At 66.9% G+C, this 17297-nt stretch carries 24 protein-coding genes and 1 tRNA gene; 23 read left to right on the top strand and 2 right to left on the bottom strand.

Features of this window, described 5'->3' with window-relative positions; genetic code table 11:
- Positions 1–13: 13 nt before the first annotated feature.
- From ABZ490_RS12450 to ABZ490_RS12485, 8 genes are all read left to right on the top strand, one after another.
- Entirely contained in the window at positions 14–637 is a 624-nt protein-coding gene (locus tag ABZ490_RS12450; RefSeq protein ID WP_358988356.1) for a DUF2637 domain-containing protein, read from the top strand.
- Between the two features lie 20 nt (positions 638–657).
- Complete coding sequence (locus ABZ490_RS12455) at positions 658–858, top strand: hypothetical protein (protein ID WP_358988358.1); 201 nt, start codon at positions 658–660, stop codon at positions 856–858.
- Positions 858–1049, top strand: coding sequence for a mobile element transfer protein (locus ABZ490_RS12460; protein WP_358988359.1), 192 nt, complete (start codon positions 858–860; stop codon positions 1047–1049). Before ABZ490_RS12455 ends, ABZ490_RS12460 begins: the two co-directional genes overlap by 1 nt.
- Positions 1050–1058: 9 nt before the next feature.
- Entirely contained in the window at positions 1059–1253 is a 195-nt protein-coding gene (locus ABZ490_RS12465) for a hypothetical protein (RefSeq protein ID WP_358988361.1), read from the top strand.
- Between the two features lie 17 nt (positions 1254–1270).
- Complete coding sequence (locus ABZ490_RS12470) at positions 1271–1516, top strand: SpdD protein (RefSeq protein WP_358988526.1); 246 nt, start codon at positions 1271–1273, stop codon at positions 1514–1516.
- Between the two features lie 152 nt (positions 1517–1668).
- Positions 1669–2949, top strand: a complete 1281-nt coding sequence (locus ABZ490_RS12475; RefSeq protein ID WP_358988363.1) for a replication initiator — start codon at positions 1669–1671, stop codon at positions 2947–2949.
- The gene (locus ABZ490_RS12480; protein WP_358988365.1) at positions 2946–3161 is read left to right on the top strand and encodes a helix-turn-helix domain-containing protein; all 216 of its coding nucleotides are present in this window, start codon (positions 2946–2948) and stop codon (positions 3159–3161) included. The genes ABZ490_RS12475 and ABZ490_RS12480 overlap by 4 nt, the downstream gene beginning before the upstream one ends.
- Positions 3161–4327, top strand: coding sequence for a tyrosine-type recombinase/integrase (locus tag ABZ490_RS12485; protein WP_358988367.1), 1167 nt, complete (start codon positions 3161–3163; stop codon positions 4325–4327). The genes ABZ490_RS12480 and ABZ490_RS12485 overlap by 1 nt, the downstream gene beginning before the upstream one ends.
- Positions 4328–4417: 90 nt before the next feature.
- Here the strand turns inward: ABZ490_RS12485 and ABZ490_RS12490 are convergent.
- Positions 4418–4491, bottom strand: a tRNA-Gly gene (locus ABZ490_RS12490).
- A gap of 525 nt (positions 4492–5016) precedes the next feature.
- Here ABZ490_RS12490 and dcd point away from each other — a divergent pair.
- Positions 5017–5592 (top strand): dCTP deaminase, encoded by a 576-nt coding sequence (gene dcd, locus ABZ490_RS12495; RefSeq protein ID WP_043502688.1) that lies wholly within the window; start codon positions 5017–5019, stop codon positions 5590–5592.
- Positions 5593–5615: 23 nt separating this feature from the next.
- On the top strand, positions 5616–6131 hold the full coding sequence (locus tag ABZ490_RS12500) for a phosphoribosyltransferase (RefSeq protein ID WP_358988369.1): 516 nt from the start codon (positions 5616–5618) through the stop codon (positions 6129–6131).
- 74 nt (positions 6132–6205) lie between these two features.
- Here the strand turns inward: ABZ490_RS12500 and ABZ490_RS12505 are convergent, their stop codons facing one another.
- Positions 6206–6487, bottom strand: a complete 282-nt coding sequence (locus ABZ490_RS12505) for a hypothetical protein (protein ID WP_358988371.1) — start codon at positions 6485–6487, stop codon at positions 6206–6208.
- Between the two features lie 431 nt (positions 6488–6918).
- Between ABZ490_RS12505 and ABZ490_RS12510 the strand changes: the two genes are divergently transcribed.
- From ABZ490_RS12510 to ABZ490_RS12570, 13 genes are all read left to right on the top strand, one after another.
- Complete coding sequence (locus ABZ490_RS12510; RefSeq protein ID WP_358988373.1) at positions 6919–7725, top strand: PIN domain-containing protein; 807 nt, start codon at positions 6919–6921, stop codon at positions 7723–7725.
- 703 nt (positions 7726–8428) lie between these two features.
- Positions 8429–9145, top strand: a complete 717-nt coding sequence (locus ABZ490_RS12515) for a hypothetical protein (RefSeq protein WP_358988375.1) — start codon at positions 8429–8431, stop codon at positions 9143–9145.
- Between the two features lie 702 nt (positions 9146–9847).
- Positions 9848–10456, top strand: coding sequence for a hypothetical protein (locus tag ABZ490_RS12520; RefSeq protein WP_358988377.1), 609 nt, complete (start codon positions 9848–9850; stop codon positions 10454–10456).
- Positions 10457–10706: 250 nt separating this feature from the next.
- Positions 10707–11558 (top strand): helix-turn-helix transcriptional regulator, encoded by an 852-nt coding sequence (locus ABZ490_RS12525; protein WP_358988379.1) that lies wholly within the window; start codon positions 10707–10709, stop codon positions 11556–11558.
- Between the two features lie 94 nt (positions 11559–11652).
- A complete protein-coding gene (locus ABZ490_RS12530) occupies positions 11653–12054 on the top strand; it encodes an ATP-binding protein (protein ID WP_358988381.1) in 402 nt (133 codons plus the stop codon).
- Between the two features lie 175 nt (positions 12055–12229).
- Complete coding sequence (locus tag ABZ490_RS12535) at positions 12230–13081, top strand: sigma factor-like helix-turn-helix DNA-binding protein (protein ID WP_358988383.1); 852 nt, start codon at positions 12230–12232, stop codon at positions 13079–13081.
- On the top strand, positions 13078–13899 hold the full coding sequence (locus ABZ490_RS12540; RefSeq protein ID WP_358988385.1) for an integrase: 822 nt from the start codon (positions 13078–13080) through the stop codon (positions 13897–13899). The genes ABZ490_RS12535 and ABZ490_RS12540 overlap by 4 nt, the downstream gene beginning before the upstream one ends.
- Positions 13900–14078: 179 nt before the next feature.
- Positions 14079–14426, top strand: a complete 348-nt coding sequence (locus tag ABZ490_RS12545) for a hypothetical protein (RefSeq protein WP_354802726.1) — start codon at positions 14079–14081, stop codon at positions 14424–14426.
- A gap of 5 nt (positions 14427–14431) precedes the next feature.
- Complete coding sequence (locus ABZ490_RS12550; protein ID WP_358988388.1) at positions 14432–15805, top strand: FtsK/SpoIIIE domain-containing protein; 1374 nt, start codon at positions 14432–14434, stop codon at positions 15803–15805.
- Positions 15806–15893: 88 nt separating this feature from the next.
- Positions 15894–16592, top strand: coding sequence for a DUF2637 domain-containing protein (locus ABZ490_RS12555; protein WP_358988390.1), 699 nt, complete (start codon positions 15894–15896; stop codon positions 16590–16592).
- Positions 16593–16606: 14 nt separating this feature from the next.
- Positions 16607–16786: a mobile element transfer protein gene (locus tag ABZ490_RS12560; RefSeq protein WP_354802734.1), complete on the top strand. Its 180-nt coding sequence runs from the start codon at positions 16607–16609 to the stop codon at positions 16784–16786.
- Between the two features lie 16 nt (positions 16787–16802).
- On the top strand, positions 16803–16958 hold the full coding sequence (locus ABZ490_RS12565) for a hypothetical protein (RefSeq protein ID WP_358988393.1): 156 nt from the start codon (positions 16803–16805) through the stop codon (positions 16956–16958).
- Positions 16959–16975: 17 nt separating this feature from the next.
- Positions 16976–17281 carry a SpdD protein gene (locus ABZ490_RS12570; protein WP_358988395.1) on the top strand — a complete coding sequence of 102 codons (306 nt, stop codon included), beginning with the start codon at positions 16976–16978 and terminating at the stop codon, positions 17279–17281.
- Positions 17282–17297 lie beyond the last annotated feature (16 nt).

Below are 17297 nucleotides of genomic sequence, written 5' to 3' on the forward strand. Positions count from 1 at the left end.
TCCCTACCCCGCCATGCCTGGAACCGGAAGGAGTCGCGCTGTGTCTTTCCTGCCCGTCCGCCTCGACGCCGTACTCGTCCAAGCGCTGATCGCCGCCGCGCTGTCCTTTGCCCACCTGCACGACCTGGCCGCCGCTGCCGGACAAGACGGCTGGAAGGCGTGGGCCTATCCGGTCTCCGTCGACCTGCTGTTGGTGGCGGCCTGGCGGCGACTGCGCTCCGGTGGGTCGAAAGCGGCCGGGTGGTGCTGGTTCCTCGTCGCGCTCACCGCGTCGCTCGGTGCCAACGTCGCCACGGCTGGCCTGCTCAACCTCGACGCCGTACCCGCCTGGCTGCGCATCCTCGTCGCCGGATGGCCCGCGGTCGCCTTCCTCGGCGGCACGCTCCTCGCCCACAGCCCGACCGTAGAGCCCGAAGCGGACTCAGACCCGGCGCCCGAACCGCCCGCCGTAGAAGCGGCGCCCGAACTGGCTCCGCTGCCCGCCGCACCGGTCCCGCCTGCCCTCGTCGCCCACGCCCGCAAGGTCGCCGACGAACACCGCGCCCGGACCGGGACCCCCATCGACACCTCGATCCTCCGCGCGCGGCTCGGCGTCCCGCTGCCGCTCGCCGAAGCCATCGCGACCCAACTCACCTGAACCCAGGAGCACTTCAACACATGCGCCCGTCCACGCTCCGCGCGCTCAACCGTGCCGCCGAGCTGACCCGTCAGAACCGACTCACCGAAGCCATGCTCATCGCCGAACCCGTGATCCTCACCGCCGACCCGGTCGAGGGCGCGGAGATCCGGCGGTGGCTGATCGACCACGTCGCCGACTTCACCGGCGACAACCACGACGAACCGAAGGAGCTGCCCTGATGCCCGCCAACCCCCGCTTCCGCCGCCTCGTCCGCATCGGACCCGTCCAGGTCGGCACCTACTACGACGGCCGGGGCCGCGAGAAGCACGCGGCCGTCTGTACGGCTCCGCGCTGCGGCTTCTCCGCCGACTACGACAGCCGCACCGCCGCCGAGCTGGCCGCCCGCACCCACCGCTGCCGCGTCCGCTGAGGAGAGTCCATGACCGTCTCGCTCCCGCTCGTCTTCGTCCTGGGCGTCATTGCCTGGGCCGCGATCAAGTTCCTCGGCGTCCGCATCTGGGTCGCCATCGTCATCGCCCTCTTCGGCTTCTGGCTCTCGCACACCTTCCTCGCCCCCGCCATCGAAACCGGCACCCGTACCGGGGTCGGCGTCGTCAACGGCAACGACAAGTGACAAGGAGGTACGCCGTGTTGTTCCGCCCGCAACTGCCCGACACCCCGCACCTGCCGACGACCATCACCACTCACCACCAGGTGCAGACCCCTGCGCCCTCCGCCGGCCGCCCGCTCACCCCCTACGCGGGCGCGGTCGCCGCCGTAGGCGTCGTCGGCATCGTCCTCACCGCGCTCCTGGTGGCCGTCGCCGTGACGGCCATCTCGGTCGCCATCGCCGCCGTGGTCCTGCGCTCCCTCGTCACAGGCGCCAACAGGCACTGACCGGCCGCCGGGGCGGCAACAAGCCGCCAAGCATCCCGCCGCCCCGGGGCCGTCCCTCCCAACCACCGAAACAGCCGAAAGGGACTCCCATCCTTACCCACTCGACCCCGCCACCGCTGGCGGAGCTGAGCACCCTCGCCGCCCTCGGCACCATGCCCGCCCTCGCGCGACAGCTCGCGGGCCTGGGCGGCTGCACCCACCCCGTCCGCCTCGACGGCCACCGCACCGAATACGCCGTCGACACCCGCACGGGCGAGATCGGCAACATCCTTCACCGCCTCGACTCGGCTACCCTCCCCGCCGGTCACCTCCTGGTCCGCTGCAACAACCGGCGGGCAACGCGTTGTGCGGCCTGCGCAGAGGTCTACCGCCGTGACACCTACCAGCTGATCACCGCCGGACTCCGGGGCGGCAAGGGCACCCCCGACCAGGTCGCCACCCACCCGCGCGTCTTCGCCACCTTCACCGCCCCCGGCTTCGGCCCGGTTCACAACCGCCGCACGGACGGCCGTCCCTGCCGCTGCGGCGTCCACCACGACCAGGAGGACGCAGCCCTCGGCACCCCACTCGACCCCGACACCTACGACTACGAAGCGGCCGTTCTCTGGAACGCGCACGCTGGCGCCCTCTGGCGACGCTTCTCGATCTACCTCCGTCGTGAGGTCGCCAAGCGCGCCGGCCTCACCCAACGAACCTTCCGCGACCACGCCCGCGTCTCCTTCGCCAAGGTCGCCGAATACCAGAAGCGCGGCGCGGTCCACTTCCACGCGGTCATCCGCCTCGACGGCCCGGAAGGCGGCGACACCCCGCCCCCGCCCTGGGCCACGGCCGGACTGCTGACCGACGCCATTCGCGCTGCTGTGACCGCCTCCCGCGTCGAGGGCCTGGTGATCGACGGTCGGGCCCACGCCTTCACCTTCGGGCGTCAGCTCGACGTCCGCCCCATCCGCTCCGCCGACTTCGACGGTGGCCAGGAGCTGACCGAGCGGGCCGTAGCGGCGTACATCGCCAAGTACGCCACCAAAGGCGCCGAGACGACGACGGGCACCCTGGACCGCCCGATCCGCTTCCTGGCCGAACTCGCCCGCGCCCGGATCACCGACCACGCCCGCCGCATGATCCGTACCGCCTGGACCCTCGGCGCCCGCAAGGACCTGGAACACCTCCGCCTGCGCGCCTGGGCTCACATGCTCGGCTTCCGCGGCCACTTCTCCACCAAGTCCCGCCGCTACTCCACCACCCTCGGCGCCCTCCGCACCGCCCGTGCCAACTGGCGCCGGGCGCAGACGCCCCCACCTGTCCCGCAGGACGGCGAAACCACGCTCGTCCTCGCCCACTGGGTCTTCGCCGGTACGGGCCTCAGCGCCGCCGAGACCTGGCTTGCCGCAACCCTCGAACCCGCCCCCGGAACGGAAGGAGAACCGACCGCATGACGACCGACCGATACCTCTCCGTCGACCAGGTCGCCGAGCTGCTCGGCACGACCGCCCGTTTCCCTCGGCGGCTCGTCGAGGAGCGGCGCATCCGCTACGTGAAGGTCGGCCGGCATGTCCGCATCCCCGAAAGCGCGGTCGAGGAGTTCATCGCATCACGCACCGTCGAGCCGATCCGGCTCCGTCGCGCAGGACTTCGGAGGGCTGCCTGATGGCGAACAAGAAGGGCAGGCGTCGTCGCTTCGGCGCGGTGCGGCAGTACCGGTCGGGCCGCTGGACGGCCTCGTACATCGGACCCGACGGCGAGCGCATCCACGCGCCCGAGACCTTCGCGACCAAGAAGGAAGCGGAGATCTGGCTGTCCCAGGTCGAGGCGGATCTGACTCGTGGCGACTGGCGCGCTCCCGACGCGGGCGCGGTCAACTTCCGGATCTACGCGGAGAAGTGGGTCGAGGAGCGGGAGCTGGCTGTTCGTACCGTGGACTTGTACGAGCACCTATTCCGTCTCTACATCTTCCCGACCTTCGGAGCCCTCGACCTCGACGAGATCACCGCTCCACGCATCCGTGAATGGCGTGCTGAACGCCTTCGCACCACACAGGCGAAGACCATGGTCGCCAAGGCATACAGGCTCGTGAAGAGCATCATGGAAACCGCCGTCGACGACGAACTGATCAGCCGCAACCCCTGCCGTATCAAGGGCGCGGGCAAGGAGTCGGCCGCTGAGCGTCGTATCGCCACCGTCGCCCAGGTGGACACCCTCGCCGAAGCGATCGGTATCCGCTGGCGCCTCATGGTCTACCTCGGCGCGTACGGCCCGATGCGCCCCGAGGAGCTGGCCGGCCTGCGCCGCCGGGACGTCGACCCCGACAACCTGGTGATCCGCGTCCGCGTCGCCGAACCGGAGCGGACCAACGGCAAACGCGCTCCTGGCGAGACCAAGTCGGGCGCCGGTGTTCGGGCCGTCGTCCTCCCCGCCTTTCTCCACAAGGAGGTGAGGCAGCACCTCGCATGGTTCGCCGAGAAGGGGCCTGACGGCCTGGTCTTCGTCGGTGAGAAGGGGGCTCCCTTCCGGCGTACCTCCTTCGGTCGGAAGTGGCGGCGCGCTCGCACTGCCGCAGGCCTCCCGGACGGCTTCCGCTTCTACGACCTTCGTCACACCGGACACACGCTCTCGACCCGTTCGGGTGCCACGCTCAAGGACACGATGGTCCGCGCCGGCCAGTCCTCGGAGAGAGCCGCACTGATCTATCAGCACTCCGACGAGGAGCGGCAGCGGGAGGTGGCTTCCGGGCTGGATGACCTTGTCCGCGCCGAGCGGGAGAAGCACCACAAGGGCGCCCCCGCGCACCACAAGGACAAACGCACGGGCACCTAGCTCAGCCCTTGTGGTGCGGATGTGGTGCGCGCCCCGCCAACTGGTCTAGACAACAAAGAACCCCCGGGTCATCGACCTGGGGGTTTCGCGTGGAGCGGGTGACGAGAATCGAACTCGCGCTCTCAGCTTGGGAAGCTGATGTTCTACCATTAAACTACACCCGCGTAAGACGCCGGCCGAGCCGGTGTCCGATTGCCTCGTCACTCTACAACATCCCGGGCCCCCGGCGCTGAAGCCGAGGGGTTCGTGTGTGTTTCGCGGGGTGGGATCCGGCTGCGAGGGGCCGGAGTTGGGGCGTACGGTGGGGGTGCCGAAGAGGGGTCGGGCGGGGTCGGAGTGCCGCCTGGAGGGTCTTCCCGTTCGTCCCGTAATGTGGCTTTCGTTGTCCGGCGAGCAGCAGCCGGACGCGGTTCTTTGGGGAAGGGACTCTAGGACTTGATGGAGCGCACCGTCGTCCGTTGTGCCGATGGGCACGTGTTCAGCACCGCTTCGTTCCCGATGCAGCAGGCCGAGCGGCTCGGCCCCGGACGTCTCGTCCGGTGTCCCCGGTGTGCGCGGCTCCGCAGCGCCGTGCCGGTGACGCTCGAGAGGCGGTAGGGGCCGTACAGCGGTAGCAGCCGCGTCAGCGGGCAGACGCGCGGAGACGTCCTGATTACAGGGGCTCCGCGCGTCTTGCGTATCCTCGGGACGTGCTTCTCTCAGACAAGGACATCCGGGCCGAGATCGACGCCGGGCGGGTGCGGATCGATCCGTATGACGAATCCATGGTGCAGCCGTCGAGCATCGACGTGCGGCTGGACCGCTTCTTCCGGGTGTTCGAGAATCACCGGTACCCCCATATCGATCCGTCGGTCGAGCAGGCGGATCTGACCCGGCTGGTCGAGCCGGAGGGCGACGAGCCGTTCATCCTGCACCCCGGTGAGTTCGTGCTCGCGTCGACGTACGAGGTCATCACCCTGCCCGACGACCTCGCCTCCCGGCTGGAGGGGAAGAGCTCCCTCGGGCGGCTCGGGCTGGTCACGCACTCCACCGCCGGTTTCATCGACCCGGGCTTCAGCGGGCATGTCACCCTGGAGCTGTCCAACCTCGCCACGCTCCCCATCAAGCTCTGGCCCGGTATGAAGATCGGACAGCTCTGTATGTTCCGGCTCAGCTCGCCGGCCGAGCACCCGTACGGCAGCGAGCGCTACGGCTCCCGGTACCAGGGCCAGCGCGGGCCCACCGCCTCGCGGTCCTTCCTCAACTTCCATCGGACCCAGGTCTGAGGCGGGGAGAGGAGAGGGAAGGGGTGAGTGACGCAGTGGCGCGGGAGAATCTCAGTTACGAGCAGTTCGGACTCGCCGTTCGTGAACTCGCGCAGGCCGTCGCCGACGACGGGTACGTGCCCGATGTCGTCCTCAGCATCGCCCGCGGGGGTGTCTTCGTCGCCGGAGGGCTCGCCTACGCCCTCGGCTGCAAGAACCTTCACCTGGTGAACGTCGAGTTCTATACCGGAGTGGGCCAGACGCTCGACATGCCCGTCATGCTGGCGCCCGTCCCCAACGCGATCGACTTCACCGACAAGAAGGTGCTGATCGCCGACGACGTCGCCGACACCGGGAAGACGCTGAAGCTCGTCCATGACTTCTGCCTCGACCATGTCGCCGAGGTCCGCTCCGCCGTCATCTACGAGAAGTCGCAGTCCCTGGTGAAGTGCGAGTACGTCTGGAAGCGCACCGACGACTGGATCAACTTCCCGTGGAGTGTTTTGCCTGTAGTGCGTAAGTCGGGGGATCCGGTCACACCGTCCAGGGAAGCGCTCTGACCTGCGGTTTCTTGCCCGCGCACTTCTACGGGTGAGGCAGGGCTCCTGGGACCGCGCACATGCCGAGCGACGCGTCAGCTGCCCTCGGCCGGGGACGCCAGTTCGTCGCTGGCATCGTAGAGGTCGGCGCGAAGGCGCTGCTTTGCTGCTTCGAGCCGTGGCCCGTAGTCGGGCATGAAGATCTCGCTCAGTGCTTTGTCCAGCGTTCCTGAGATCGCGTAGATCGGAGACCAGACAGCCCGGTCGCGCACGATCCCCTCAAGATCGTCCGACTGGAACATCACCTGGTAAAGCCAGTCCGACAGCACGAACGCCTGATCGCGCGTGAGCCTGATACTGATCGCTTCATCGTCCACGCCTTCAACCTAGCCTCCTCGGCGTACGGCGTTCCGGGCTCAGCCACAGATCGGCAGCAACACGCTTTCCAACTGTGGTGATGGCTCGCGTGGCCACGTACAGCACCGTTCACCCGCGTTCATGGATGGCCGGTTGTTGGGGCGGCTACCGGCTTCGGTCCCGTCTGAACGGTCGTGAACGGCGCTGAATGAGACGAAAACTGAGACGGGCGGCGGGGCCGGGCTCGCTAGCACCGTCGCTGTTGAGGGGGGAGGCCGACGTACTTCCAGGGTCTGGCCTGGTCGCGGGTGCCAGGGCAGTGATCACGGGTGCCTGATCGGTCGTCGTTGGCCACTGACGAGCGGCCTCGGACCGCCCAGATCCAGTCCCACCCTGTATGGCTGCTGAATCTCGTATGCATGAGTACAGCCCGGGTGACAGGCTGTCTTCCATGCACCTCAGGAACGTGGGCGCCATCGATGCCGCCGAGCTGACGCTTCAGCAGTTGAAGAACGAGTGTGGAAACCTCAGAAATGCGACGGCTGTTGTCTCGGCTCGGGACAACTACCTGTCCTGGGTAGAGAAGGCCGATAGCCAATTCCGTAGCCTCTTCGACGACGAGAGCATGGCGGACGACCTGTACTCGTCGGCGTACTGGGAGATTCGCCGGATCACTCAGGCAACTCCGCGCCCCTACCCCCTGATCTACCGAGAGATCGAGAACCGGATCCGCGACATCGAGGCCGCGCTCGCGTCGCTGACCCGGAACCGCACATTCGCGAGCCACCCTGGAGCCATCGTCGTACCGGACACCTCGGCGTTCATCCAGGGCGAGATTTTCACCGACTTCGTGTGGCACGCAAAGATGGGTGTCAAGGGTTCCGTTCGGCTGGTCGTCCCCATCATCGTGGTCGAGCAGTTGGACAGGCTCAAGGATGGAGGCAACACGCGCGCTGGTGACCGCGCCAGGAAGGTCCTGAAGCGTCTCCGTGAGAAGCGTCGCACCACTGGTCCCGGTATCCCGGCGCAGGTCCGCGACAAGGTGACTGTCGAGATCTTTCTTGACGACGGGTGGCAGCAGCGGCACCCCATCGCTGACGACGAGATCATCCACCAAGCACTCAAGATCCAGAAGATGGTGCCTCACGAGATCACTCTCGCCTGTGTCGACGCCGGCATGGAGTTCCGAGCCTTGGAGAAGGGGCTGAAGGTGTTTGAAGTACCTCCTCCTCCACAGGCCGCCAAGGCCACCACCTGACCTTGGAGACCTCCGGTCCACTGATCTGGGGGTTCCATACTGAGATGGGTAAGTGGAGGGCCGAACTGTAACCCGTTTGTTCCGAAGACGATCAAGGCATCCGAGCCCTTGCTTTCGCTCGGTCGACACGTGCGTTCAGGCTCGGTGACTCCCACTGGGGTGTAGGGCACTCCCCCTCTCGACCAGAGTGGCCACCGCGGAGACACGCCACGGTTGTTCAAGAGGAGCTTAAAGTGTCCAATCGACTACACAAAGTGACTGCTGGAAATCCCGAAGCGCTTCGTTCGTGACCTCACGCGGACTAAACTGCGTGTGTGCCAGACGAGTTGAGGGTAGTTGTCCCAGGTAGCGATGCCTTGTTAGGGCCTACGAGAGATGCCCTGATAGATCACGCCACCGACTTCAGTCGAGGGCTGCTCCGCGAAGCCGAACGGCTTGAAGCCATGCACCGCAACGGCGCTGGCCCTGCGCAGGTGACTGCGACCGACGTTCGAGATGCCAATTACGCGGTACGGCGGAACCTAGCTCCACAAAAGAAGGACTGGATTGCTATAGTCCTTTGGATTGTAGCCACGATCGCCGGTATTGCGACGGGATGGTTTTCTAATCAAACGCAAGAGACTTGGGGAGTGATCGGATTTGTCATTTGTTCGGCCGTTGTGGTGACTACCGGGCTCTTGGGGGCGTTGCGGTGAGTGAGGAAATGTCTAACGCGACCCCGCCTTTGTCTGCTGCGGCTGAAAGTGCATTGGATGAGGCTGTCGGCGACATCAGGCGAGAAGTTGCATGGCGGGCTGGAGCCATTGCTAGCGGAGCTGGTGGGGATGAAGCCCGCGCCGGCGTTCGTGACGTCTACCAAGCGCTCGTTGAAGTGGGTGGTGGTGAATCGACCCTTAGGCGACGACTCAGGGTGGTAAGGATTGCCACGCTGACTTACTCGCTCCTGGGATTGATCGTCACGATTTTCATGTATATCTATCGGGATGACTTCTCTAATCCGTCCCCATTTTTGATCAGTGGCGCTCTGATTGGGAGTGCGATCGGGCCAATTCTAACCTGGGTAATCGATAGCAAGTCCCTCCCGAGGTCTGCCACTTCACCGAAAGATGCCGCCAGTCCGCGCGATGCCTTCCAGGTGGTGCGAGCCTGGATTGAACTGGAAGCTGCAATTCGCGTTCGCTATAGTGTGCTTTTTGGCGAATCCAGGGGTACGGCCTCAATCGGCAGGATGATTTCTGGCCTGGCTGAAGAGGGAATTCTTGATGAAGGTCGCGTTAAATTCGTGCGGCGACTACTGAACGCTCGAAATGCTATCGTTCACGGAAAAGAAATCGATCTGTCGATGCGTCACGTAAGAGCTTTGACGATTGAGGCGAGCCGATTGTCCGCAGAACTCAACTCGGCAACCTCGAACGGTTGATACATCCGAGGGTTGGGCTCGATAGTATCTCAGGCCCAATCGCCGACACACGGCCGTAGTCGGCTTCAGGCTTTAAGGTCGATCTTTATTCCTATCAGGTCGATCACGGCGGTTGGCATGTTGGTTGACCGACCGTATCTCTCGCCTGACCATCCGTCGCTGTTCGGGCTGTCGGTGTCAGCCGCCACGGGTGGACTTGGTGAGTTCGCCACCTGCGGCGCAATCGGCACCCAGTGCTGACCCGGAGCCCGCCCGTACCTCAGCCGACGACAGTCAGCCACGACGGCGGGCGCGCCAACCGACCACGCACGCGTGTGTCTCGCTGCACCCCTACCGGCCTCAGCCACGCTATCGGGGTCTCGACCAGGGCCAACCCGCGACGTCCGACCGTTGATGATCATCCGCTCGCCCCGAGTCTGGAAAGCTGACTCCTAGCTCTTCGATCGCGATAACTGGGCGCGCTCGTAACTGGCACACGGTACCCTTTGTGGCATGTCGAATTGGGTTCCCCTGTCCGTCCGTCGCGGGGTACGCCCGCCGGCCGGGATGGCGGAAGGTGTACCGCAGCATCTAGTGCCATCTTTGGAGTTTTGGACTGAGGAAGTCTTCGGATATCGAGGCGCGCCGCAAACAAATGGACGACTCGTACACTCTGCGGCTCTTGCTGTGCGCGCCCCCCTCATTAACAAGAGGGCTGCTGACATGATGCGTGACCTCATTTCTCATTGTAAGCGTAATGAGGATACCTTCCTGGATCTGATCGATTATCTACTCAGCACGAGCGGTGGCAAATCTCGCTGTAACAGCCTTGAGCACGCCCTTTCTCTTGGAGGCTCGGCATGGATGGCAACCAAGGGGGAGGGGCTGCGACGGCGAGTTGATGCCGTGGCTCAAGAAAGCTTTGATGTCGCCGTAACTCCTGCCGATCTCGCCAGTGAGGAGCTGAAGCAGGCTTGGGATCGCGCTTTCTCTCGGGACTCCGATGCTTCGGATGCATGGGATCATGCGATCAAGGCCGTTGAGGCTGTACTGATTCCCATCGTTGTCCCCAAGCAGGATAAAGCGCAACTGGGACATGTTGTGGGCTCACTGAAGAGTCAGGGGCAGCGCTGGAGGTTTGTTCTTCCGGGGATGAAGATGGATCATTCAATCGACCCCGTTCTTGGCGTTTTGGAATCGCTATGGCCAAATCCTGATAGGCATGCAAATAGCGGCCAGAGGAAGCCGAGTTTGGAAGAGGCGCAAGCTGCTGTCCACCTGGCAGTCACGGTTGTCCAGTGGGCGCGGGCGAATGCGATCGTATTGCGCTGAACTTCAGCTCTGTGACGCGCCTCTTCTCCGGTATCAGGCGACTGATTGCCATAAGCGCGGCATGGGCGCCGGCCGGGCTGGAGCGGGGCGGAGACTGGAGCGCAGGCCCGGCCGGGGGCCGGGCCGCGCGCGGGGAGCGGAGCGAGCCGCCTTGAACCAGTAGAGAAAGTTTGAATCATGGGCTGGGTGGTTCATGATCATCTAGGTCTCGTGCCTGGTGTCGGCTGCCTCGTGGTGTAGAACCCTGGATATGGGGAGTGAGCGGCGGGAGCGGATGAAGGCGCTTGGTGCGCGTCTTCGTGCGCTGCGTGCGGATGCTGGTCTGACGGGTGCCGTGTTGGCGCAGCGGGCCGGTGTGGGGCAGCCGACCGTGTCCAAGGTCGAGAACGGCCGGATGATCCCCAGTGCTGACGTGTTGGGCCGTTTGTCACGCGCTCTCGGCCTCGACGACGTGACCTCGCGTGAGCTGCGTGACCTCCTGGCCGCTGTTGAAGTCGCTCCGGACACGGTCACGGACCTCGGTGACTTGGCCTCGGTCGGGGTGGTTCTCGATGACGTGGTGCGACCTGCGCGACTGATCCGCTCGTTCCAATGCGTCGTCCTGCCGGCCATGCTCCAGAGTGCCGAGTACGCCCGGCACGTCTTCGACAGTGCTCCGAACGCTTCCCCTGAGGCTGTCGGCCGTGCTGTCGCCGCCCGTGTGGAGCGGCAGAGTCTGTTGTACGAGCCGGGGCGGGAGTCGGTGTTCGTGCTGACGGAGGGTGTGTTGCGAACCTGGCCGGGGAGTCCTGCGCTGATGCTCGCCCAGGTTGACCGGCTGCTGGCTGTCGAGAGTCTGAGCACGGTGCAGCTCGGCGTCATTCCGTGGCGTCGGCCTGTGCCGGTCATGCCGCGCCATGGGTTCACCCTGTGCGATCACGGGGCGGTCGTCGTCGAGAGCTTCCGGGGTGAGCGGGTCGTGGACGACTCCGCCGAAGTTGCCGCGTACGCGGAGACGTTCGGGCGCTTCGAGAGTGCCGCGGTCTTCGGGGCTGAGGTGCGGGAACTGCTGCTCCACGTGATGGCGGACTTCCGGGACCTGGACGCTCCAGCCACTCGATAGAGGAATAATTCCTCAAGATGCCTGGCTCATTGATTGCGTGCCGGAATACTCTGCTCACTGCAACGTAGCCCCCTAGACGCAGAGGAGTGTTCCCATGCCCAAAGACTGGGCCCGCATGTTTCCCGGCCAGGCCTGGCAGGTGGCCGAAGCGCGCCACTTCGTTGCCTCTCTGCTGGAGGATGAAGCCTCCGGCCTCGTGGATGACGCCGTCCTGGTCGTCGGCGAGCTGGCGGCCAATGCCGTCCGGCATACCCGTAGCGGCTGGTACCGGGGATGGTTCCTCGTGGTCATCGGCTTCACCGACGACTTCATCCGCGTTCAGGTTGTCGACCAGGGCGGCGACGACGAACCGTTGGTGCGGAGCGTGAATAGTCCGGTGGACCAGGGCGGCCGCGGGCTGATGATGGTCTCGGCCTGCGCCAAAGACTGGGGCGTGAAGGACCGACCTGCCGGCGGGCGCTGCGTATGGGCGGACCTCGCGCGGGTGAGCGGGTGATGGTCTGGCTCACGATGATGGCCTGCACCTGCCTCGCGGGTAGCCGAGGGTGAGCCCCAAAGGTGTGCCTCGGCGCAGAGCTGCGTTCTACGTGATGGGGGTTCATTCTGGACGCCGTCTCGCGCCTGTTCTGTCTAGGGCCCTAGACTCCTGGTTACTTCTAGGAGGTGTGGTCATGTCGGACGAGTTGCAACGGATCATGGCGATCGATGATCCGTACCTGCTCCTGCGTGAGGTCACGGCCCGTTTGGCCGACGCGCAGCAGGAGGTGACCGAACTCGCCCGGCTCCGCCGCCGCGTCGTTCAGGACCTGCATGCGCAAGGGCTCTCGTACGCGCAGATCGCGGAAAAGGCCGGCCTGAGCCGCGGCCGGATTCACCAGATCCGGCACACCGGGCCGGCACCTGAGGGCGCTTTCCTCGGCGCGGGAGCAGTCACGATCGTCACCCCCTTGCGGTGGGACGGCGAGAAGAAGCGGCCAGTGGTCGCCATGGCTGACATGAACTCCGGGAAGCGGCTCGAAGAGCTGGCCAAGTCGTATGGGCTCGACGTCAGCTCCGGTCACGTGCAGGTGAGCGGTGAGGTCGACCTCAACCGTGACGGCCTGGTCGTCGTGTGTGGGCCCGGTATGTCTCAGGCCATGAGCGATCTGTACGCCCAGGATCCTGTGCTCGGCTGGGAGCACCCGGACGGCGAGCCGTGGGCCCTGGTAGACCGTCGCACTGGCTCCTCTTACGGCGCGGGGGCGGACACCGAGCCATACCGTCCGCACGATGTCGGATACCTCGGCCGGCTGCCCCGCCCCGACGGGAACGGATCGGTGCTCGCCATCGCGGGCATCCACACAGCGGGGTCCCTTGGCGTCGTTCACCTGCTCGCCTCGGATCTCAACGCGCTCTGGGGCCAAGTGGGCGAACGTCATTTCTCGACGCTGGTGAGCGTCGAATACGACCCCGAGACCGACGAACCGCAATCCGTCGAGCTGCTCACCCCGCTCTACCTGCACGACGAGGAGACGACAGCGTGAACGTCGTCCTCGACTCACAGCCCGCCGGACCGGGACGGGAGAACGAGGACTTCGCCGCCGCCGCTCCCGGTGCGGCCGTCCTCCTCGACGGTGCCGGCGTGGCCGGAGCCGAGACCGGATGCGTGCACGGCATCGCATGGTTCTCCTCGACGCTGGGCGGGTTGCTGCTGGGCATCATCAGCGCGCAGCCCGCCCGGGCGCTCGCCGCCTGCCTGGCCGACTCGATCGAGGCTGTTCGCTCCCTGCATGAGGACACCTGCGACCTGGCCTATCGGGCCAGTCCGACGAGTACCGTCCTGGCCGTACGCGCCACCGCGGGAGCTCTGGAATACCTCGTCCTCGGCGACTCAACGATGCTGCTCGCCGACACGGACGGGAAGGCGACCGCGATCACGGATCAGCGCCTGGACGACGTCGGCAAACGGCTACGCGGGCCGGTCGACGCGCTTCCCACGGGCTCACCCCAACATGCCGCCGCCCTGGCCGAGTACCGCGATGCGCTGACAGGGCTCCGTAACCGGCCTGGTGGCTTCTGGATCGCCGGGCCGGATCCGCACGCCGCCGAACACGCTCTCACAGGGGCGGTGCCGCTGGTGTCGCTGGCGTCCGTGTCCCTGCTGAGCGACGGTGCGACGAGACTTGTCGACTCCTTCGAACTCTGCACCTGGCCAGAGACGTTGGCTCTCCTCAGTGCGGCCGGGCCTGCCGAGTTGATCCGTCGCGTACGGGAGATCGAAGCCGGCGACTCCGAGGGGCGACGCTGGCCACGGGGTAAAGCGCACGACGACGCCACAGCCTTGCACTGGGTTCTGCCGTAGCGGCCGCACGTCTTCCGAGACACGCACGTATACCCCCCTAGACAGTTTCCGGCTGGCGGTCTACTGTTGTCGTCAACCCCCCTAGACAGTTAGGGCGGGTGACCTCCCTTGCTGTCTAGGGGGGTATCCAGATCGGATCGGCGCTCATCAGGGCGTCGCCAACCAGTGAGGTTCAAGAAATGCGTGTCATCCCCGTGGACGCCTCGGCCGCAACGCTGCTCGTCACGAAGCTGCCCGAGGTCAAGGTGAGGGACCGGCAGACCGGTGAGATCGCCGTGGACCCGGTGACCAACCAGCGGCTCATGGTGCTGGAGGTCGTATTCATCGCGCAGGGCGGTTCGGACATGATCAAGGTGACCGTTCCGGAGCAGGGCATCGGTGAGGGCCTGGTGATGGGAGCTCCGGTCATCCTGTCCGGCCTCGTCGCCCGGCCGTGGGAGAGCGAGTTCGGCGGCCGGATGCGACACGGCATCGCCTACCGGGCGGACGCCGTCATGGTCAACGCGCCGGCGCCGGTGCGGGGCTGATCGCCATGACCGACACCGTGTGGATGCTCGTCCTGGGCTTGGTCAGCCTGGTCGCGCTGCTGGTGCTACGTCGTCAGGTGCCGGTCGCGTTCTGGTGGCTCGTCGGGTATCCGTTCGTCGCGGTTCGGGTGCTGGTGACGTACCGGGCCACGATGGACGCCTGCGGTCTGACCGTCCCGGCCTCGGCCATGCGTCGGGCCACTGCCCGGATGCTCGGGCGGGAAGCGGCTCCGGTACCGCCTCGCCGATCGTTCCCGGTGCCGACCGGTTCCGGTCTCGTGATGCGGCTGCGCATGGCGACCGGGCAGGCTCCGGAGGACTTCATCGCTTCCGCCGACCGGTTGCGGCATGCCTGGGCCGCGCATGCCGTGCACATCCGCCCGACCAAGCCGGGGTGGCTCGAACTGCGGCTGATCGGCTGGGACGTGCTCGCGGACGTACGACCCTCGCGGCGTCGGCGACACAGTGGCGGACTGCTCTCCCTGCCGCTGGCGCTGCGGGATGACGGGCGGTGGCACGTGCGGGAGTTCCGTGCCGTGCCGCATGAACTCATCCTCGGTGCAACGCAGTCCGGCAAGTCCGTCTACCTGCGGAACCTGGTGTGCGGGCTTGCCCGGCAACCGGTCGTGCTCGTCGGTATCGACTGCAAGTGGGGTGTGGAGCTGGCTCCGTTCGCGCCCCGCTTGTCGGCCCTTGCCGACACCCCAGACCGGGCGAACGAACTCCTTGACGTCCTGCTGGAAGAGATGGAGGCACGATTCCGGCTGATCGGCCTCAGCTCTACGATCGGGCCGGACACCGTCCTCACCTCGGACGTGTGGGGCCTGCCGGAGAAGGTGCGGCCGGTGCCGGTCGTGGTCGTCGTCGACGAGGTGGCGGAACTCTTCCTCGCCGCGAGCCGCGACGACGAGAAGCGACGCGACGCCATGGTCACCAAGCTGATCCGCATCGCCCAGCTCGGCCGCGCGGCCGGCATCTACCTGGAGGTGTGTGGGCAGCGCTTCGGCTCCGAACTCGGCAAGGGCGCCACCATGCTCCGCGCCCAGCTCACCGGCCGTATCTGCCACCGCGTCAACGACGAGTCGTCGGCGAACATGGCGCTCGCCGACATCTCCCCGGAAGCGGCCCTGGCCGCCACCGCCATCCCCGCCGAACGTCCCGGCGTCGCCATCGTCGGCGACTCCTCCGGAGGTTGGTCCCGCGCCCGCTCCCCGCACCTCACCCTCGAAGAAGCGGCGGCCGTCTGCCGCGCCACCACCGCACTCGTGCCCGAGCTGGCCCGCCTCGACGCCTTCCGCCCCGCCGTCACCGTCGAACCGCCCGCGGCCGCCTCGCCCGCCGCTGCTGCCGTGCCCACGGCCCGCCCGGTGACCGAGTAGCCGCACCCCTCTCCCCACGGCTGGCGTGACTGCCTCGCGCCACGTCCCTACCCCTCCCATGCCTGAATCCCGGAAGGAGAACGACCCGATGCGTGCCCACCTCGCCCGCGTGGACCCCGTGATCGTCCAAGCCGTCATTGCGGGCGCCCTGTCCTTCTCCCACCTTCACGACCTGGCGGAGGCGGCCGGACAGGGCGGCTGGAAGGCGTGGGCCTACCCGGTCAGCGTTGACCTGCTGCTGGTCGCTGCCTGGCGCCGGATGCGCGAACAGCAACGCGCCGGACGCCCGGCCGGGAGCTCCCGGCTGTGGTTCCTGGTCGCCCTAGCTGCCTCCCTCGGAGCCAACATCGCCACCGCCGGCCTCCTCGACCTGGACCACGTTCCCGCGTGGCTCCGCGTCGTGGTGGCGGGCTGGCCCGCTGTCGCCTTCTTCGGCGGAACCCTGCTGGCCCACGGGCCTCGCACCTCTGAGCAACCGGCGGCCTCCGTGACGCCGGAGACAGATCCCGCACCGCCTTCGGCCCCGGTCGCGGTCGACTCGCCCCGCCGTGACGAACTCCCCGCCCCCGCCCCTGCTCCGGTGGCCGAGGAACCCCCGACCGGCCTCGTGACCGCTGCACCGGCGCCCGTTCCCGCTGTCGCCCTACCTCCCGCCCTCGTCGACCGCGTACGGGCCCTCGCCGCAGAACACCGCACTGCCACAGGCCAACCGGCCGATCCCGATGCCGTACGCGCCCGGCTCGGCCTGCCCCCGTCCATGACGGCATCCGTCGCCGCCCACCTCTGAGAAAGGACCGCCCAGTGACCCCGCGCTTCCGCAACGTCCGCCGCATCGGTCCCGTACAGGTCGCCTCGTACCTGGCCCGTGGACGCAACCGCCACCTTGCCACCTGCACCGCGCCCCGCTGCGACTTCTCCGCCGAGTACGACAGCCGCGCCGCCGCTGAACTCGCCGCCCGCACCCACCGCTGCAAGGCCTGAGAAGGAGATCACCGTCATGGACGTCCCGCTCTGGTTCGCCGTGCTCGTCGTCGCCGTCCTCGGCATCCAGCTTGCCCGCCCGCCGTGGTGGCTGGTCGCCCTGCTCCTCCTCGGCGGCTACCTCGTCGCCAACAGCGTCCTCGCTCCCGCTGTCGCCTCCCTCCTCGACTGACCATGAAGGGACCAGCCGTGTTCACGCCCAAGTACCCGCCGCAGGACACCGCTCCGGCGCCGATCGCCCCGGCCCCGACCGCCTACAGCCCGTCGCCTTACGTCCCAGTCTCCGCCCCGGTCCCGTCTGCCCCTGCCTCCAACCGGCCCACGGTCCAGCTCACCCCCGGCAGCACGCTCACCCTCGCCGCCGGTGGTGGCGCCCTGGTCCTCGTCGTCGGCGCGGTCCTGGTCTCCATGCTCCTCGCCGTCGCGATCACCGCCGCCTCCGTGGCCGTTTGCGCGGTCACCGTCCGCTCGATCCTCAAGAGCGACTGCCGCTGACCCTCGTCTGCTCTGC

Source organism: Streptomyces sp. NPDC005811, assembly GCF_040630405.1.
In the GTDB taxonomy this organism is placed as follows: domain Bacteria; phylum Actinomycetota; class Actinomycetes; order Streptomycetales; family Streptomycetaceae; genus Streptomyces.

What these genes read in the sequence shown, in the direction of transcription:
- ABZ490_RS12450 (WP_358988356.1), top strand. Translation starts at nt 14, where the DNA reads ATGCCTGGAACCGGAAGGAGTCGCGCTGTGTCTTTCCTGCCCGTCCGC.
- ABZ490_RS12455 (WP_358988358.1), top strand. Translation starts at nt 658, where the DNA reads ATGCGCCCGTCCACGCTCCGCGCGCTCAACCGTGCCGCCGAGCTGACC.
- ABZ490_RS12460 (WP_358988359.1), top strand. Translation starts at nt 858, where the DNA reads ATGCCCGCCAACCCCCGCTTCCGCCGCCTCGTCCGCATCGGACCCGTC.
- ABZ490_RS12465 (WP_358988361.1), top strand. Translation starts at nt 1,059, where the DNA reads ATGACCGTCTCGCTCCCGCTCGTCTTCGTCCTGGGCGTCATTGCCTGG.
- ABZ490_RS12475 (WP_358988363.1), top strand. Translation starts at nt 1,669, where the DNA reads ATGCCCGCCCTCGCGCGACAGCTCGCGGGCCTGGGCGGCTGCACCCAC.
- ABZ490_RS12480 (WP_358988365.1), top strand. Translation starts at nt 2,946, where the DNA reads ATGACGACCGACCGATACCTCTCCGTCGACCAGGTCGCCGAGCTGCTC.
- ABZ490_RS12485 (WP_358988367.1), top strand. Translation starts at nt 3,161, where the DNA reads ATGGCGAACAAGAAGGGCAGGCGTCGTCGCTTCGGCGCGGTGCGGCAG.
- ABZ490_RS12510 (WP_358988373.1), top strand. Translation starts at nt 6,919, where the DNA reads ATGCACCTCAGGAACGTGGGCGCCATCGATGCCGCCGAGCTGACGCTT.
- ABZ490_RS12515 (WP_358988375.1), top strand. Translation starts at nt 8,429, where the DNA reads ATGTCTAACGCGACCCCGCCTTTGTCTGCTGCGGCTGAAAGTGCATTG.
- ABZ490_RS12520 (WP_358988377.1), top strand. Translation starts at nt 9,848, where the DNA reads ATGATGCGTGACCTCATTTCTCATTGTAAGCGTAATGAGGATACCTTC.
- ABZ490_RS12525 (WP_358988379.1), top strand. Translation starts at nt 10,707, where the DNA reads ATGGGGAGTGAGCGGCGGGAGCGGATGAAGGCGCTTGGTGCGCGTCTT.
- ABZ490_RS12530 (WP_358988381.1), top strand. Translation starts at nt 11,653, where the DNA reads ATGCCCAAAGACTGGGCCCGCATGTTTCCCGGCCAGGCCTGGCAGGTG.
- ABZ490_RS12535 (WP_358988383.1), top strand. Translation starts at nt 12,230, where the DNA reads ATGTCGGACGAGTTGCAACGGATCATGGCGATCGATGATCCGTACCTG.
- ABZ490_RS12545 (WP_354802726.1), top strand. Translation starts at nt 14,079, where the DNA reads ATGCGTGTCATCCCCGTGGACGCCTCGGCCGCAACGCTGCTCGTCACG.
- ABZ490_RS12550 (WP_358988388.1), top strand. Translation starts at nt 14,432, where the DNA reads ATGACCGACACCGTGTGGATGCTCGTCCTGGGCTTGGTCAGCCTGGTC.
- ABZ490_RS12555 (WP_358988390.1), top strand. Translation starts at nt 15,894, where the DNA reads ATGCGTGCCCACCTCGCCCGCGTGGACCCCGTGATCGTCCAAGCCGTC.
- ABZ490_RS12565 (WP_358988393.1), top strand. Translation starts at nt 16,803, where the DNA reads ATGGACGTCCCGCTCTGGTTCGCCGTGCTCGTCGTCGCCGTCCTCGGC.